The organism is Mesorhizobium sp. U510 (assembly GCF_059180695.1).
The window spans coordinates 288,648-304,735 of record NZ_CP180531.1; the positions used below are offsets into that span (position 1 = coordinate 288,648).

A 16,088-nucleotide genomic window follows, 5' to 3' on the forward strand; every position below is an offset into this window, starting at 1 on the left:
CGACTGCGGCGCAGCGCCAGATCGGCATTAGGACGACGCGACGTTCGGGCATTCTCGGACAGCCGCGGCATATGGATGCGAGACGACGGCAACGCCAAGGTCTCAATCGCGCCTTGTGGACAGCAATTGTGCGCGACCAATCTGTGGATCGGCGACAACAGCAAGGGTGAACAGGCCGGCGACAAGCTGATCATTACCGGCGTCACAAGGCACGCTGGCCGGAAAGGCTTACGACCCCAAGCGAAACCGTACCTATTCAATGGCGTTGACGGTGAAGAAGGGGGGGCTCACAACGCGAGGCTGCATAGGCGCAGGCTTGATTTGCAAGAACGTGCGCTGGACGCCGGCAAAATGATCTGCGAGACGGAATGAGCCGACAAGCCCAAGCTCCCACCATTGTGCTGTTCCGGCGCGACCTGCGCATTGGTGACAACGCCGCGCTCGCGGCGGCAGCCGATCGCGGCGCTCCCGTCGTGGCGCTCTATATCCTGGACGAGACAACCAAAGGTCTAAGGGCTACGGGAGCGGCCAGCCGCTGGTGGCTCCATCACTCGCTCGCGGCTCTTGGCGATCTGCTTCGCAAGGCTGGAGCGAATCTATTTCTGGCGCATGGACGCACCGAAGACGCCGTCGCCAAGGCGATCGACGCCAGCGGCGCGAATTGCGTGTTCTGGAACAGGCGTTACGACCCCTCGGAGGCGGGGGTAGATGCCAGGATGAAAGCCGCCCTGCGCGAGAAGGGGCTCACGGCGCTCAGCTTCGATGGCGCGCTCCTGCATGAACCTTCGCACCTCAAGACTGGGTCCGGCGGCTTTTACAAAGTCTACACGCCATTTTGGAAGGCGATGGCGGAGGAGGTCCATGTTCGCGATCCGATCGATCCCCCGGATCGATTGATGGTTGGACGCTTTCAATCCGCTCAGCATCTATTTCTGCCATAGCCGGCAGGGCGACCTCGTCGCGATCCACCTTTGGGCAGCGCCACAGCTACCTGATCCCTGTCGGCGACCGGCACGACGAGACTGTCAGGCAACACTGCGACAAGCGCTTCTACGTTTCGCCTTTCATGGCCATGGGATTGAACTATCGCTTTCGCATCGGCCTCCCCGACGAAAACGTCGCGATACACATCACTGCCAGCGATGACCAAGGGCCGCTGATGGTCGCAAGCTTCTCGGGCAAGCGGCGGGCGCTGAGCGATGCCAGTCTGCTGCGCGCATTCATCTCCTATCCTCTGCTGACACTCAAGGTGACCGCCGGCATCCATTGGAAGGCGTTGCGGCTCTGGGCAAAGGGCATTCGGCTTCAGGAGCGCCCTGCCCCGCCCCACCACTCCATCACCCACGTCGCCATGGATGGACGGTTACGGGCAAAGGCCGAGCCTGATACCATTTGACAAGAGGCCAGGGCGCAGGCCGTGGTCTGCATTTCGTAGCGCCACGCCACATCGCAGGTAACACCAGGGAAAGCCTTCGGATCACCGGAGCAGCCAGATTTGGCAGCCCTGAGCCAGAAGGCTCTGAGACACGCCGAACGCGTTGGTTGGTGACGCGTCGTGCTCTTTGGCGACAAGGTGATACCTCGATACGCTGATGGAGAGCGCGCGTTGTCCGATATTTCGCGCAGAATTTCCCCATGGGTTTTGTGCGGATTCAAAAGATGAGATAACCCAAGTAACGAGTGGTTAGCCACGGCCTCGACTTAGAGGTGCCGACGGGGTTTCCGGCAGACGCCGATCAGGCCATTTTCTCAACATCGGGATTGCGTCGTTTTTACCAAGCGCCGACGTGCCTATGATCGGGATCATTGACGGCTCTGCCGTCTTTGCACTGTCTGTTTTCAGTGCCGCGATTTCATCATCACGCCGAGCAATTCGACTTTCTAGATTGGCGATGCGTTCGGTTAGGAAATAGCGACCGACGGTGAACCCTCCGGTTCCAAAAAGGACAGCGAAAGTCAGGAAGGCCATGGGGTTGGCGATCACCAGAGCCGCATTGGCCTGGAAGAATTCGATCAAGTCGTGCATTCCCGAAATCCTTTCAGTTCCTTGGTAGTCTGTGGATTTCCAACCTCACGGGTCCGCCCCGTCGCAACTCGTGCATAACAGCCCGCTCCACCAATCTTCTTTGCCATACCGCTAGATCAAGCTTGCAGGCTTCCCCTCCGGGATGTGACAAGGTCCTCCGGCACGATCGCAGCGTGTGCCAACTGCAAAGGTCGCCGAACGCCACGTCCAGTCGGCATGAATGTTCCCGTCTATGATCGTCTGCGGCGGAACCTCTACTTTGCGCGGGGACGTGGTCTTCTCCATGGCATGGCAGCTGTCGTATTGGGTCAGCAGTACGCCCGGCTGGGGCCGACTGGCGGCGTGCCATGCCGCTTGGCTCACCACGGCGTCGAGCGATTGAGTTTTGGTTTCGAAATGGGTCTTCTCTCGATTGCATACCTCGAACCGGAAATTGTCATGGGGGTGTTCACCATCCAGGGCACCCCTTGTGCCAGCCGCGAGAAAAGCCATTCGAGATCGCCGCGCGTGACAGAGCGAGTTTCCGCTTAAGTTCGGGATTCTTGGCCAGAGGCGTAAGCAAGGCAACCACAGTGTCACCACCGGCTGCGGTGATGGCCTGCTCGGGCCGCGAATTCCAATTCCGACATAGCTTCGTCGGCCGGCGCGTCTCGGCGCTTTCCCATAAGCCTTTCCTAGCCTAGACGCCGTTAAAATAAGGAATATATTCCTGTCAAGTCAAGAGGTGTTCTGGAGACAGGCGTCATGAACCCTATCACCGCGACAGAGCTGACGGCCGTCTGGATCCTGCCAGACTACCCGAAAGACCTCGATTTGGCGTTGTCACTTTCAGACGCGATGCGCCACCAGATCGACATCCACAAAAGAGAAAGCAAAAAGGTCGGCGCGCATCACGGATGGGCAATCACGTTGCGCCAGCGCCATCGGTCATAGACGAATGGTGGTGCGTCGCACTGCCCGATGACATCTGCACCGATCAGGACCCCTAAGATGACCACCAGGTTCTGCAGGACTCCTGGCACGGGCATCTGGTCGGCATGCCGCGCAAGCGACCGACCGGTGTCGGGGACTTCCAATCGTTGCGCTCCCGCCCACCGGGGCGTTTCTAGTCCCCGATTATAGGCGCTATGCGCAGGATCGACATGCTGGCGCAGCAGCGGCCGGCAATCACACCCCTGCCAGGCTCTGTTGTGGCAATGCACAGCCAAGACCCTTGGCCTAACCGGCTTAGCGGCGGCGCGGAGACTTCAAATAACCCCGTAGTTTTAGCCGTTCAAAGACGATTAGTTGTGTATGGTTTCAGACTGGGCGCCGAGAGAGGGCTAGAGGCATCGCGCGGCCTTTTTGAAATTGGCCGCAAGGCACGCGATTGGTGATCAGTCTTTCGGTCGAGGAGCAAGCATGATTGGCACTATCCGCATCGCTATTGTCGACGATCATCCGCTGTTTCGCGAAGGCGTGACGCGCAGCCTGTCGGAGATCGGAGGTTTCGAGATCGTCGGCGAAGGCGCGACAGCGCAAGATGCCGAACGCATCGCCTCGACGATGCAGCCTGACATATTGCTGCTCGATATCTCCATGCCGGGTGGCGGCCTGTCCGCGGTCGCAAGCATCCTTGCCGCCCATCCCGCCCAGAGGATCGTCATGCTGACCGTTTCGGAGGCCAATGCCGATGTAACCACGGCGCTGAACGCGGGCGTGCAGGGCTATATCCTCAAGGGTGTCGGATCGCGCGCGCTCGCCGATATCCTGCGCAACGTGGCGGGCGGCGAGAGCTATCTTTCGCCGATGCTGTCGGCGCGGCTGCTTTCCGATCTCCAGTCCCCGCAATCCACCAACGGCGCGGCGGACCGGTTGCGGCAACTGACCGAACGGCAAACGGAAATCCTGCGGCTGGTGGCGGAGGGGCTCAGCAACAAGGAGGTTGCCTTGCGCCTGGAGCTGCAGGAGAAGACGGTCAAGCACCACATGACCGGGGTGCTGTCCAAACTCAATGTGCGAAACCGCACGGAAGCGGCGCTCATGATGCGCGAGACGCGAGACCACCAAAGGAGCCATTGATAAGCAGTTTCGCGCGTCTCCTCGAAAAAAACGTCTTGAGCTTGATCTCTTAGAGCCAGGGTGTCCGGGATGGAATCAAGATGGAAATGACGCCTCTGGCGACTGCAATCCGGTGCCGTCGAGGTTCAGGACCAGTCCTTTGAGCGCTGACTGCGCCTGTCTTCACTTGCCTGAGGCAAGTGGTGGTTCGACGCGCACGACACTTCTGAAGCGGGCAAGGCCCTGTTTGCGCCGGCGGGAGAGTCTCAGAGGCTTCCGTCATGCCACGCTAGCCCAAAAGGCTTTCCAAACATTCGCTTGAACAAACCTTTGCTGTTCGACGCCTTGGCACTATGGTTGGCATAACCCAGAGGCGGCGGAGGGTTCGGCTTGCAACCTCGATCCGTTCGATTGCACCTGCTTGGACTGATCGCTGCTGCGATCGTGCCGGTCTGGTTATTTGCGGCCTATTTGCTGGTCCAATTCGCGCTTCGGGAGCGAGACCGCATCGAACACGAAGCTGTGCAGACGGCCAGGCAGGTTTCGCTCGTGGTTGAAGGCGAGCTCTTCAATCTCCAGACGGTCCTCAACGGCTTGTCAAAATCGGCTGCTCTTTCCAAAGGCGATTTGCAGGCCTTTCACGACCAAGCGGTCAATCTAGTATGGGGTACTGACCGTGTCATCGTCCTACGCGATCTCGGCCGCAACCAGCTGATGAACACCGAAATTGGCTACGGGACTAGCCTCCCACCCGTAGAACCGATCACCGACCATGACCGCCAAAGGTTGCAGACTTCGGGTCTTTTCGTCAGTGATGTCTTCGCCGTCGCGGGGTCGAAGGACTATCGCGTTGCCGTCGGTGTGCGGGTGCCGGCTCCCAAAGGCGAGGACCTTATCCTTTCAATATCTGTCCCGACTTCGCGCATCCGCAATGTAATGATGCCGGCAGTGCCAGAGGGCTGGACGGTCGGGGTTGGAGACCGTGAAGGCCACTTCGTGGCCCGTTCCAAGTTGCATGAGGAGATGACCGGCAAGCCCGGATTGCCCGAATATGTTGAGAAAGTTGTCGGGCGGTCCGGCAGCTTTACATCTCGCAATCTAGAAGGCATCACTCTTCTGGCTGGCTACTACAGGTCTTCGTATTCCGATTGGTTTTTTACAGCCAATTTGCCGCTATCAACGGCAAAGGCTCCGCTCTGGCGCTCCTTAATCGCAATTTCCGGTATCGGCCTCCTGTCGCTGCTTGTCTCCATGGCGCTGGGATATATCTTCGCCAAACGCTTCATCGGGGCTACGGCCCAACTGTCGGCGCGCGCCCAAGCGCTGGGCCACGGACAAAAGGTCGAACCTCTGCACTCCTCAATCGCCGAGTTTGCTACCATTGCCGATGCAATGGTTGATGCAGAGCGGGCCATTGCCACACGCAGAACCGAGTTGGAAGCGGTCTTGGATACTGTGCCTGCAGCAGTATGGTTCACCTATGATCCGAAAGCGCTTCAGGTTATCCGGAACCGCTTCGCGGCTGAACTGATGGGCTTGCCGACAGAAGCGTCAAAATCCTTTGGCCAGCCAGAGCACGTAATCGACACAGTGGCGGTTAAGGATGGTCATGTAGTCAGCCGAGAGGATCGGCCGCTGAGCCGTGCAATGCGCGGAGAACTGGTCGATCAGGAAGAGTTTGCTTACACCCTCCCGTCGGGGGTTGAACGCTTCCTGCTCTCAAGCGCACGGCCAATTCGCCATCCCGGTGGCGCGATCCTCGGCGCAGTACAAATCAGCCTGGACATTACCGAGCGCAAGCGCGGCGAAGAGCACCGAAGACTGCTGGCCAATGAACTTAACCACCGCGTCAAGAATACGCTTGCCGTCGTCCAATCCATTGCGGCTCAGACCATCCGCAATGCCACCAGTTTGACCGAGGCGCAACGAACACTTTCTAGCCGACTCATCTCGCTGGCAAAGGCACACGACCTCCTCACGCAGCAAAACTGGAGTGGGGCTGACCTGAATGACCTGATTTTGGGATCGATCATGCCGCACGCCCCGATTGAGCGGTTCCAAATCAGCGGCGAGCCGGTCTGGCTCCCGCCGAACATCGCCCTTTCGGTAGCTTTGGCATTTCATGAGCTTACGACCAATGCGATCAAATACGGGTCGTTGTCGAATCCCACGGGCCGGGTTTGCATCCGCTGGAGTCTCGTCAGTCACAAGCAGCATCGCTGTCTAGATCTGGATTGGCGCGAGACGGGAGGTCCACGCGTTGGCCCGGGCGGCCGCAAGGGCTTCGGGACACAGCTCCTCGAGAGGGTATTTGATTCCGACAAGTCAGGCAGCGTAGCGCTGAAATTTGAAGAATCGGGATTGATCTGCGAGTTTCGGGTAATCTTGTCTCATTAGATGGATAAGTGAGCGGACCGGGGAAGCGGTCGTCACGGCCGAACGAGCGCACCGCCCAATTGCGCCCACAGTCGATCACAGTCTCTTGACCTAAGACTTGGAGTTCCCGGTTCGCCATAGGTAACCATGGCAGCGCGGACGTCGTAACCAAGAATTGTGGCGTTAGCCACAAATTGAATAGCCAGTCCCAAGGTGATGTTGCTGTTTCTGGTTTCGGCGCCGTTGGGAAGGTCTACCACACCCTACGCACAGCTCGCTCCGTTCTGTCGGCCGTGCCTTTGGAAATTGCGCCGAGGTGGTCCGCGACCGCCCCCATGTCATGTCCTGTCGGGTAGCTGGTCCTTGGCTGTTTCGTCTCGGCGGCACCCGCTCCTGGTTTGGCAGTGGCCGGCGGTCGCTGCGGTGCATCGCGACGCCTTGAAATGCCGAGAGCTTCTCGTCACATTGAGATTAATGTATCGACTTCTCAAGGAAAACGATGTCTCGTTCGAGTGACGATGTGGACGCCCCCGCAGACACTTTGGTCGACCGCGAGATTGCCTTCCTGCTTGTCGAAATCGAGAGGGAAAAAGTTCCTGATCGCCTGGTGAGGCTAGCAGTGGAATTGCAGAAAGCGCTACTAGAGAAGCGCCACGGTGGCACGAAGAACTGACTATCCGTGACGTTCGCTGTCAAGTTGCCCGTCTGCCAGAAGATTTCTTCTCTCAATCAATGTCTGGAGCGAGGATTCTCCCATGTACTCAAGGAGGCTGGCTCGGGCACGGCTGAGCCTGCTTTTGACCGTCCCCACCGCGCAACCGCAGATATCGGCCGTTTCCTCGTAACTAATACCCAAGACGCCGATCAGCATCAGGACCTCGCGTTGGTGCTCCGGCAGCTTCTGAATGGCGGCGTGGACCTCCTTGCTCTGGACAGTCCATTCTTGGGTCGCCTCTGAAATCGGTCTCAGCGACGCACAGCCAAGCAGGCCTGGCGCCTCCCTGGCTGCCAGCTTGATGCGCGTATAGTAGGTATTGCGCATAATCGTGAAGAGCCACGACTTCATGCGCGTGCCGGGTTTGAACGTGGCGATGCTGGCGAGTCCCTTTGTCAAGGTCTCCTGCACGAGTTCGTCGGCGTCGTCGGGGATGCGGCACAAGGTGCGCGCAAAAGCCCGCAGGGCAGGTATGAGATCAACGATTGAAACCTCGTTGGTTCTCTCATCGGCCAAACGGTACCTTTCGGATGACACCGGCGAGCTCCAAAGGCTGTCCAATCTAGGCCCCTTAATGCAGGGGAATTTGGATCGTTCCTCAGCTCGCGACACCTCCTTGAAATTTACCAACGGGTTCGCATGTTGAACGTCAAAACCGGCGCTGCCCGGCATGAAATCCCTGGCTGTTCAGAGTCCGCGACGTCAGGTCGCCCAGCAAAAGGCCGACCCCGTCAATTGCTGTGGGAACCTCGCAGGCCCGATGAAGTTGGGAACCTTGCCCGCAACGGGTTCACGAACAAGGAGAACATCGCAATGGCAGCTACGAAGAAGGCAATCGCCAATAAAGGCCTTGAGGACATGTTTCTCGACGGCCTGAGAGATATCTATTATGCAGAGAAAAAAATCCTGAAGGCGTTGCCGAAGATGGCAAGGGGCGCGGAGGACCAGCAGGTCACCGCCGCCTTTGAAAAGCATCTTGCGGAGACCGAAGGCCAAGTCGAACGGCTGGAAGAAGTATTTGAGATTCTCGGCACGGCGGCCCGAGGCAAGACATGTCCGGCCATCGATGGCATACTCGAGGAAGGCTCCGAGATTCTCGAGGACTACAAAGGCTCGGTCTCGTTGGACGCCGGGCTGGTTGGCGCCGCGCAGGCCGTCGAACACTACGAGATCGCGCGCTATGGCACTTTGATTGCGTGGGCGACATCTCTTGGTAGGGATGACGTCGCGGAACTGCTCAACGCCAACCTGGAAGAAGAAAAAGCCACCGACGAAGCACTGACGTCGCTTGGCGAGGCGGGCGTGAACGACCGGGCTGCCGAACAGCAGGCCGCCTGATCCGGTCATTCGAGGGGTCCCGTTTGGGACCCCTCCCCGCCGGATTCGTTTCGTAGGCCCTTCCGCGTCGACGGACATCCTCCACGTAGGCCCGGGCGAGACGCGATGAGACAAACGACCATCGGCTCACCGAGTAGTCGCGGTCGACGCCCAGTCCTTGCGCCACGGTCGCTGGCGGAAGTCATCTCGTCGAGGCCCTTTTCGGTAGCACTTACCCGCACACGGCCCCGATCGACTTTCCGGCCTGGCAGACCCTGCACCGTCCGATGCTTAACGCAGAGTGCGCCGGCCGCCGCGAACAACCCGCAAATAAAAACAGCCTGCGACTTTCTCCGAGGTGTGGGGGGGAACTTACCCTCGGGGTCTACGTTCAAATGCCGTGCGGCGTCTTTCCTGGTGTCGCCGCTGGCATGCTCGGCCCGCGCTGTGCTGGGAGCGCGGGCCACCCAGGACACTAAAGGCGCGGCTCGACTGACCAATGCGGCTTTCCAGCCCCGGCAGAGAGCGAGGAAGCGGCCACTCCATTCTGAGCCAGGCCAGCTGACTGCGCGATCGGAGCCTTTCATGCAGAGCGTGATTCGTGGTGCCAAAGGATCTAGCGCCTTGAAGCTCGACAACGAAGTTCCCCACACCTCCGAGGAGGTGGATGATCGCGTCCTGGCTGACGTCGTGACGGCACTGTATAGGCGCGTCAACATTAGCCACGACTACGACATTCCATATATTGCCGGCTACAGCGACGACGCGAAGACCGTCTACATCGACCGGCACCTGCCCCGGACACTGTCTTGGAGGGGACGGAACTTCAGGCTAGCGCGGTTCTTGGTAACGCACGAAGTCGTCGAGAAAGCCTTGCTCGACGAGCTACGGCTCCACTACCTGCACGCGCACCAGATTGCGTTGCGCGCCGAGCGCGACGCCGTGCGAGGGGCGGGTCTAGCATGGCGAGCCTACCAACGATTGATGAAGGCCCATGAAAAGCCGATCGACCAGGAAAAGCTGACACGCGTCCCGGCCGACTTGGATCTGACGCCATACGAGGATTTGGACGACTTCAGGACGCTTGAACGGCTTGTCAGAGCGGCGCACTGATGGAAGACGAGTCTTGGAGGAAGCGCGGTACCTCGCTTCCGAAGTTTCGCGAAGCGCAATACTATTCGCCCCCCGAATGATCACCCGCGACCCGGTCGGTACGAACCGGGCCGCGAAGATCTACTCAACGGATAGACCAAAGAAACTTTAGTTTGCAATCATCCGTTGTTTGTCGCGCGCGCTTGCGTAAGTGCCTTTTTCATAGGCCGGCTGCGCATTGAACTGCTCTTTTGTAAAATTCGTATATAGGTACCTATTTCCCGACTTGTCCGTCATGAACTTGAGGTTGTCCATGCCAATGGCCACCTCCTTGGCGCCTATCCCGAGGAACCCACCGACATCGATAAGGACGGCGTCGACTTTCTTGTCGCCCGTCAGGACAACGTCGCCGATCTTTCCAACCTTGGCGTCGTTGGCGCCATAGACAGTCGTGCCGACCAGATCCTCGGCCCGGACCTTGTCGATCGGGACGGCGGTCAGTGCCGTCTTGTCGACCGCCCCGGTGGTGGTTGAGTCAGGCGCCACTGTCGTTGGTGCGGGGGCTGTGTTGGAAGCCGTGGTTGGATCGTAGGCCTTCGAATCGAAGTTCGGCTGAGCCTGGAGATCTTCCTTGGTGGTCTTGATCACGAGCCAGCGCTTGCCGTCCTTTTCGGCCCACTGGGCCTTGTTGAAGTCGAAAGCGACATTCTTTTCGCCGATGCCGAGAAAGCCCCCGACGCCGATGATGAGCGACTGGGCCTTGCCGTCCTTCGCAAGGAGGACGTCATTGACCTTGCCGATCGTCTGAGCATTAGCATCCGTCCCGTTATAAACTGAAGCGCCGATTATTTTGGAAGCAAGGCTGCCATTTGGGGCAACCGCGGCGGTTGTCGCAGCATTGTTATCCGCGGGCGCCGATGTCACGACGTTCGCGGCAAAGGCCCCTGAGGCAATTAGGGTTGCAAGTGCGGTGGCGGCAGCGAGAGTTTTGTAGCTCATTGTGGTTATCCTTTGTGTTGTTGTCGCGCGCGCCCTGCCCGTTTTCCAGACAGGACGGCAACTTGATGCATCACAACGGGATGCGTTGATCGAGGTTCCCACGACACCCGGCAGCCGAAGAAGGGGTCCCTGTCAGGCGCTGGCCCGAGGAAATGGGAGCCCCTCAGCACAAGTTGTTCACCCCTGAAGGTGGGTTCTTGGCAAATCGTATGCAGGCAGCGACTTGGAACGATCGTTTATACGGCGCGTTAGGTCCGGTTACATCGGGGACCTGTTATGAGTGAACTGCCGCTGACTGAACTACCACAGGCGGGAACGGTCCCAGACAGTAACCTCGACTATCAGGATTTTTTCGACAACGGGGCCATAGCGCTCCATCTGGTGAGCGCGGATGGCCTAATCTTGCATGCCAACAAGGCGGAGTTCGATCTCCTAGGCTATCGTCCAGAGGACTATATCGGCCATGACATTGCGGAGTTTTATCCCGACCGGGACGTTATCGTCGAAATTTTGAGTAGGCTTTCCCGTGGTGAGAAGATTGCCAGATATCCGGCGCGTTTGCGAGCCAGCGATGGATCCATCAAGCACGTCGAACTCACGTCGAGCGGTCACTTCCGCGACGGTAAGCTGGTCAACACCAGATGCTTTACCGTCGATGTAACCGACCTTGAGCGGACGCGCAAAGAACTCAGGCGGCAGGAGAACACCTATCACCAGATTCTCGATGGCCTTCCGGTCGCCATCTACACGACTGACCAGAATGGGATCATTACCTACTACAATCGAGCCGCTGCCGATCTGGCAGGGCGGGAGCCTCAGGTCGGCAAGGACAAATGGTGTGTCACGTTCAAGCTGTTCACCACCGACGGCAAGGAGCTGCCGCACGACGAAGGCCCGATGGCGATCACCCTCAAGGAGAACCGGCCGGTCCGCAACCAGCAGGCTGTAGCGCAGCGTCCGGACGGGTCCTTTTTTCCGTTCATGCCCTACCCCACACCGCTGCGCGATGAGCAGGGCCGCCTCGTTGGCGCGGTGAATATGCTGCTCGACTTGACGGACCGCCAGCGTGCCGAAGAAACCAGGCAGCACCTTTCTGCGATCGTGGAATCCTCATTTGACGCTATCATCAGCAAGGATCTCAACGCGATCATAAAGAGCTGGAATAGAGGCGCCGAAAAGCTCTTTGGCTATTCCGCCAGCGAAGCGATCGGCAAGTCGGTCACCATGCTTATCCCTGATGACCACCTGGACGAGGAACCTCGTATCCTTGAGCGCCTCCGCCGTGGGGAGCGCGTCGACACATATGAAACGATACGTCGGCGCAAGGACGGCAGCCTGGTGCCGGTATCGCTGACCATATCGCCTGTGCGCAACGCAACAGGGCAGATCGTCGGTGCCTCAAAGATTGCGCGCGACATCACATCGGCTAGGGAAAACGAGCGACGTATCCGAATGTTGATGCGCGAGGTCAATCACCGGGTGAAAAACCAGTATTCTGTTATCCTGTCGATGATCCGGGAGACCAACAAACGATCGGAGACGCCCAGGCAATTTGAATCGCAGGTGCGCGAGCGCATCATGGCGTTGTCGCGCTCCCACGACCTGCTTGTTTCGGCCGACTGGAAGGGCGCGGCCATCAGTGAGCTGTTGGCGGCGCAGGCCCAGCCATTCCCACGCGGTGAGATCATCAATATGTCGGGCCCGTCGTTTGTGCTTGGTCCCAATGCGGTCCAATATCTCGGGATTGCGTTCCACGAACTCGCGACCAACTCGGCGAAATACGGCGTACTCTCGGGCGATGACGGTCAGATTTCTGTTACATGGAGTATCACGGGTTCGGGAGCAAAGCGGTTGTTTCACCTGACCTGGGCCGAAACCGATGGGCCGCGTGTCGGCACCATCGCACAGGACGGCTTTGGAAGCGTGGTCCTGAAACGGGTTGCACCTGAGGCTGTGGGTGGGCAGGGAAATCTTGAATATGGTCCGCAGGGGATCACATGGAACCTGGAAGCGCCGTTGGCCGGAGTGGATCCTTCCGTCGCCAATCAGGACTAGATGCGTGAAGTGAGCTTCCTGGCGATGGGCATCCTTCACTCGTTTCGCCATGCGGCGTCTCCAGCCGGGACCCGTTGCCGCCCTCTTTTTCAGAGTCGGTCTGCCGGCCGTCCAAACGGCTGAGAATTCGAAGCCCACTATAAGCCCAGCGCTTGACTGCCAGGAAATCGTCGACGCCAGCTGCGCGGCGGTTGCGTTAAACGCAGAACCTCGCGCCCGATACCGCCCCTGTCCGAGAGTGAGTCGCCGACAAGACCGGCGAGCCAGCGCCGAAGCAGTGGTAACGGCTGGGTAATCGCGAACTCAATGCCAATGACGGGCGGAAAATCATGCTCTGCTCCACGGCGTCGGAAATGGCCTTGTCCCTGGGCCAGAGTTCCTTGGCGCGAGCTTCTCCAGATTAAGCGCCCCTGCCCGTCAAAGCGCCAGCCGACAATGGGCTGTTGAGGCCGGAAGCGACAATCTGCGAGGGTCTTCAGGGCCTTTGGCCTTGGCCCGACTAGGCTGGCTGCCGTCCAGCACCGGCAGAAGCTCACCCTGGTCGGCGATTGGCGCTCGATCGCCATCTTCGTCTGCGGCGATTTCGGAATGGCGATCGTCACGCATCATGTGCGTTGCAACGGTATGAGGTCCAGTCGAGCTCAAACTTTTGCGCTACATACCGGCAAATTTTTCATGCCCTAAACGACTTCGGACGTGCCCGTACCCGGCCCTTCCCGAGGCTCTGCAAGAACGCAGCGGCCGCCTTACACATTGGCGACCTTTCGGCATTCGACGCCCGCCAGTGCCGAACTGCCGAGACAAATCTTCACACGCAAATCCTGCCCTCCCCGCCAATTTCAAAACCGAGACCTCCGCGACATCCGTCGCTGAATCCGCGTCAACGTAGCGTCCTGGCAACATCATCGCGGCTGCGATCCCGTTGCTTATCGAGTGGTCGCTTCCAGCCCGCGCAAATCCCTGTTTTCAATATCGTTCTGCGGTGTTTTTACTGCGGTAAATTTATGGAGGCGTTGCGCGCGATTGGCCGTTGTCTGGCCAGCGTTAACCTTTTGTTAACCCAAAACTTCTTGCCGGTAAGTCCGAATCGGAGCTTAATGGCGCTTCTTGTGGGCATTGCTAACAAAAAGCGCCAATTCAGGTTTCGACGAGAATGAATGTTTCCATGCGGCTGCCACGTTTCGAGTTCGATGACAAAATCCTCGAACAGGGCGCCGAGATTTCCCGGCGGTTGAACCAGCTTCGGATGGAGAAATTTCCGCCCAATGCGACCAAGACGCTGCGCACATTCTCGATGGCGGAGGTCGCTCACTACCTCGGAGTCTCGCAGAACAATCTGAAGCGTCTGCATCTCGAAGGCAAGGGGCCATTGCCTGACCAAAGTCCTTCCGGCCGTCGCTCCTACACGGCTACACAGATGCTCGAGCTCAGACAGTTCCTGGACCAGCATGGCAGGACCGAAGTCAAGAAATACGTTCCGCACCGCAAGCTTGGCGATAAGCTCCAGGTGGTTGCGGTGGTCAATTTCAAAGGGGGCAGCGGCAAGACGACCACGGCTGCCCACCTCGCCCAGCACCTGGCGCTGACCGGTCATCGGGTTCTTGCGATCGATCTTGATCCGCAAGCTTCGCTGTCCGCACTGCATGGCTTCCAGCCCGAGCTCGATCGCAACCTCTCGCTTTATGAAGCGATCAGGTATGACGATGAACGCAGATCGATCGCGGACGTGATCATACCGACAAATTTCCCCGGTCTCGACATCATCCCCGCCAATCTCGAGCTGCAGGAATACGAGTACGACACGCCACTCGCCATGCAGGACAAAACCTCCAATGCCGGCCGCCAGTTCTTCACGCGCATGGCCAAGGCGCTGTCGGAGGTTGACGACCGGTACGATGTTGTCGTTGTCGATTGCCCGCCCCAGCTTGGCTATCTGACTTTGACGGCAATGTCGGCGGCGACATCGGTCCTCATTACCGTGCATCCGCAGATGCTCGACCTCATGTCGATGAGCCAGTTCCTGCTGATGCTTGGCGGCATATTGAAGACCATCAAGGCCGCCGGCGCCGCGATCGAACTCGACTGGTTTCGCTACCTGATCACGCGCTACGAACCGACCGATATTCCGCAGGCGCAGATGGTGGGCTTCATGCAGTCGATGCTTGCCGGCCAGATCCTGGAAAACCCGATGTTGAAGTCGACGGCGATTTCGGATGCGGGCCTCACCAAGCAGACGCTTTACGAGGTGGAGAAGTCTGCCTTCACCCGATCCACATATGACCGCGCCCTGGAGTCGCTTGACGCGGTGAATGCTGAGGTCGTCACACTCATCCATCGTGCGTGGGGTCGCTCGTGATGGCGAACTTTACGGCAGTAAAAATGGGCTATTTTGTTCGTAAAATCAGATCGCTAGCCTTGTGTGGAGGCGGTTGAATGGCCCGCAAGGATATTTTCGGCAGTGTGATGGGTCCCGTCGCTGCGGTGGCCGATAACAAGGATGTATCGGGGTATGCCGTTCGTGGTGCCTCCCGTTCGATCATGCAATCCTTCGAGGAGCTCTCCAAGAGTTCGGTCGTCGATCTCGATCCTGCCATGGTTGACACCTCGTTCGTCTCGGACCGCCTGGACGAAGACGATCAGGCGTATCAGGAGTTGCTGTCGGCAATTCGGGAAAGAGGCCAGGATTCTCCGATCCTGGTCAGACCGCATCCGGAGGTTTCAGGGCGATTCCAGACAGTATTCGGCCATCGCCGCGTCAAGGTTGCCCGCCAGTTGGGAAGGCCGGTCCGCGCCGTCGTCAAGAAGATGGGCGACGAGGACCATGTCATCGCCCAGGGCCAGGAGAATGCCGCCAGGGCCAATTTGTCCTTCATCGAAAGGACCCTGTTTGCCGATCGCATTCTCAAGCGCGGCCACACCTCGGACACGGTGAAGTCCGCTTTGGCGCTCGATGACACGACCTTCTCGAAGATGCGCTCCGTGACCGGCAATATTCCCGAGCCAGTCATCGTGGCGGTTGGCGCGGCCAAGGCCGTCGGTCGGGACAGATGGTGGCAACTGGCCAAGCTCATGGAGCATCCAGGAAACGCGGGCAGGGCGGCAGACTATGTGAAGAGCGCTGGTTTCGCGGGGCTAAGCAGTGACGCACGATTTGCGCTCCTTTTCGACTTCCTGAGCGCGCCGGCGAAACGCTCGCGGGCTGCGCCCAAGACACGAGAAAAGGACTGGGCGCCGCAGGACAGCTCGGTGCGGGCCAAGATCACCGACACCGGAAAAGTGTTCACGCTTGCCCTGAAAGCGAGGGAAGCCTCGCCGTTCGGTGCTTTCATCACCGAACGGCTGGACGAGCTTTTCGAAGCTTTCCGGCAATCGGAAATGTCAAAGAAAACGGGAGACTGAAACCGCAAAAGAAAAAGGCCCCCGAACGTCGCCGTCGCGGAAGCCCTTCTCGTCTGTAGCAAGCTGAGA

Annotated in this window: 16 protein-coding genes; 12 read left to right on the forward strand and 4 right to left on the reverse strand. The window is 58.8% G+C overall.

Annotated elements, in window-relative coordinates; translation table 11 throughout:
* The first annotated feature begins 75 nt into the window (after positions 1-75).
* The 3 genes from ACLGL5_RS01460 to ACLGL5_RS01470 are packed head-to-tail and all read left to right on the forward strand — an operon-like array spanning position 76 to position 1,396.
* Positions 76-372 (forward strand): hypothetical protein, encoded by a 297-nt coding sequence (locus ACLGL5_RS01460; RefSeq protein ID WP_494372661.1) that lies wholly within the window; start codon positions 76-78, stop codon positions 370-372.
* Entirely contained in the window at positions 369-941 is a 573-nt protein-coding gene (locus ACLGL5_RS01465; protein WP_027047919.1) for a deoxyribodipyrimidine photo-lyase, read from the forward strand. Before ACLGL5_RS01460 ends, ACLGL5_RS01465 begins: the two co-directional genes overlap by 4 nt.
* Positions 836-1,396 (forward strand): DUF1365 domain-containing protein, encoded by a 561-nt coding sequence (locus ACLGL5_RS01470; protein WP_494372662.1) that lies wholly within the window; start codon positions 836-838, stop codon positions 1,394-1,396. The genes ACLGL5_RS01465 and ACLGL5_RS01470 overlap by 106 nt, the downstream gene beginning before the upstream one ends.
* 288 nt (positions 1,397-1,684) lie before the next feature.
* Here ACLGL5_RS01470 and ACLGL5_RS01475 read toward each other — a convergent pair whose 3' ends face one another.
* Positions 1,685-2,026: a hypothetical protein gene (locus ACLGL5_RS01475; protein WP_019863984.1), complete on the reverse strand. Its 342-nt coding sequence runs from the start codon at positions 2,024-2,026 to the stop codon at positions 1,685-1,687.
* A 111-nt stretch (positions 2,027-2,137) separates the two neighbouring features.
* Complete coding sequence (locus ACLGL5_RS01480) at positions 2,138-2,518, reverse strand: hypothetical protein (RefSeq protein WP_019863983.1); 381 nt, start codon at positions 2,516-2,518, stop codon at positions 2,138-2,140.
* A gap of 252 nt (positions 2,519-2,770) precedes the next feature.
* On the opposite strand from ACLGL5_RS01480, the gene ACLGL5_RS01485 reads away from it, so the two are divergent.
* From ACLGL5_RS01485 to ACLGL5_RS01500, 4 genes are all read left to right on the forward strand, one after another.
* The gene (locus ACLGL5_RS01485; protein ID WP_020629213.1) at positions 2,771-2,959 is read left to right on the forward strand and encodes a hypothetical protein; all 189 of its coding nucleotides are present in this window, start codon (positions 2,771-2,773) and stop codon (positions 2,957-2,959) included.
* Positions 2,960-3,427: 468 nt separating this feature from the next.
* Positions 3,428-4,087 (forward strand): response regulator, encoded by a 660-nt coding sequence (locus tag ACLGL5_RS01490; protein ID WP_019863981.1) that lies wholly within the window; start codon positions 3,428-3,430, stop codon positions 4,085-4,087.
* A gap of 369 nt (positions 4,088-4,456) precedes the next feature.
* Positions 4,457-6,463: a sensor histidine kinase gene (locus ACLGL5_RS01495; protein ID WP_494372663.1), complete on the forward strand. Its 2,007-nt coding sequence runs from the start codon at positions 4,457-4,459 to the stop codon at positions 6,461-6,463.
* A 478-nt stretch (positions 6,464-6,941) separates the two neighbouring features.
* Positions 6,942-7,115: a hypothetical protein gene (locus ACLGL5_RS01500; protein WP_019863978.1), complete on the forward strand. Its 174-nt coding sequence runs from the start codon at positions 6,942-6,944 to the stop codon at positions 7,113-7,115.
* On the opposite strand, the gene ACLGL5_RS01505 is transcribed toward ACLGL5_RS01500, so the two are convergent.
* Complete coding sequence (locus ACLGL5_RS01505; RefSeq protein ID WP_020629212.1) at positions 7,116-7,673, reverse strand: sigma-70 family RNA polymerase sigma factor; 558 nt, start codon at positions 7,671-7,673, stop codon at positions 7,116-7,118. It lies immediately after the preceding gene.
* Positions 7,674-7,970: 297 nt separating this feature from the next.
* On the opposite strand from ACLGL5_RS01505, the gene ACLGL5_RS01510 reads away from it, so the two are divergent.
* Positions 7,971-8,495 carry a YciE/YciF ferroxidase family protein gene (locus ACLGL5_RS01510; protein ID WP_019863975.1) on the forward strand — a complete coding sequence of 175 codons (525 nt, stop codon included), beginning with the start codon at positions 7,971-7,973 and terminating at the stop codon, positions 8,493-8,495.
* A gap of 603 nt (positions 8,496-9,098) precedes the next feature.
* Positions 9,099-9,587: a hypothetical protein gene (locus ACLGL5_RS01515; protein ID WP_155249195.1), complete on the forward strand. Its 489-nt coding sequence runs from the start codon at positions 9,099-9,101 to the stop codon at positions 9,585-9,587.
* A gap of 147 nt (positions 9,588-9,734) precedes the next feature.
* On the opposite strand, the gene ACLGL5_RS01520 is transcribed toward ACLGL5_RS01515, so the two are convergent.
* The gene (locus ACLGL5_RS01520; RefSeq protein WP_051112879.1) at positions 9,735-10,565 is read right to left on the reverse strand and encodes a PRC-barrel domain-containing protein; all 831 of its coding nucleotides are present in this window, start codon (positions 10,563-10,565) and stop codon (positions 9,735-9,737) included.
* 276 nt (positions 10,566-10,841) lie between these two features.
* Between ACLGL5_RS01520 and ACLGL5_RS01525 the strand changes: the two genes are divergently transcribed.
* The 3 genes from ACLGL5_RS01525 (at position 10,842) to repB (ending at position 16,019) form a co-directional block, all read left to right on the forward strand.
* A complete protein-coding gene (locus ACLGL5_RS01525) occupies positions 10,842-12,620 on the forward strand; it encodes a PAS domain S-box protein (protein WP_494372664.1) in 1,779 nt (592 codons plus the stop codon).
* A gap of 1,153 nt (positions 12,621-13,773) precedes the next feature.
* The gene (repA, locus tag ACLGL5_RS01530; RefSeq protein WP_019863972.1) at positions 13,774-14,976 is read left to right on the forward strand and encodes a plasmid partitioning protein RepA; all 1,203 of its coding nucleotides are present in this window, start codon (positions 13,774-13,776) and stop codon (positions 14,974-14,976) included.
* A 77-nt stretch (positions 14,977-15,053) separates the two neighbouring features.
* A complete protein-coding gene (gene repB / locus ACLGL5_RS01535) occupies positions 15,054-16,019 on the forward strand; it encodes a plasmid partitioning protein RepB (RefSeq protein ID WP_019863971.1) in 966 nt (321 codons plus the stop codon).
* Positions 16,020-16,088: the final 69 nt, after the last annotated feature.

Coding starts and splice junctions, on each gene's coding strand:
- ACLGL5_RS01510 (WP_019863975.1), top strand. CDS start 7,971: ATGGCAGCTACGAAGAAGGCAATCGCCAATAAAGGCCTTGAGGACATG.
- ACLGL5_RS01520 (WP_051112879.1), bottom strand. CDS start 10,565: ATGAGCTACAAAACTCTCGCTGCCGCCACCGCACTTGCAACCCTAATT.
- ACLGL5_RS01525 (WP_494372664.1), top strand. CDS start 10,842: ATGAGTGAACTGCCGCTGACTGAACTACCACAGGCGGGAACGGTCCCA.
- ACLGL5_RS01500 (WP_019863978.1), top strand. CDS start 6,942: ATGTCTCGTTCGAGTGACGATGTGGACGCCCCCGCAGACACTTTGGTC.
- repA (WP_019863972.1), top strand. CDS start 13,774: ATGAATGTTTCCATGCGGCTGCCACGTTTCGAGTTCGATGACAAAATC.
- ACLGL5_RS01480 (WP_019863983.1), bottom strand. CDS start 2,518: ATGGCTTTTCTCGCGGCTGGCACAAGGGGTGCCCTGGATGGTGAACAC.
- ACLGL5_RS01490 (WP_019863981.1), top strand. CDS start 3,428: ATGATTGGCACTATCCGCATCGCTATTGTCGACGATCATCCGCTGTTT.
- repB (WP_019863971.1), top strand. CDS start 15,054: ATGGCCCGCAAGGATATTTTCGGCAGTGTGATGGGTCCCGTCGCTGCG.
- ACLGL5_RS01465 (WP_027047919.1), top strand. CDS start 369: ATGAGCCGACAAGCCCAAGCTCCCACCATTGTGCTGTTCCGGCGCGAC.
- ACLGL5_RS01485 (WP_020629213.1), top strand. CDS start 2,771: ATGAACCCTATCACCGCGACAGAGCTGACGGCCGTCTGGATCCTGCCA.
- ACLGL5_RS01460 (WP_494372661.1), top strand. CDS start 76: ATGCGAGACGACGGCAACGCCAAGGTCTCAATCGCGCCTTGTGGACAG.
- ACLGL5_RS01475 (WP_019863984.1), bottom strand. CDS start 2,026: ATGCACGACTTGATCGAATTCTTCCAGGCCAATGCGGCTCTGGTGATC.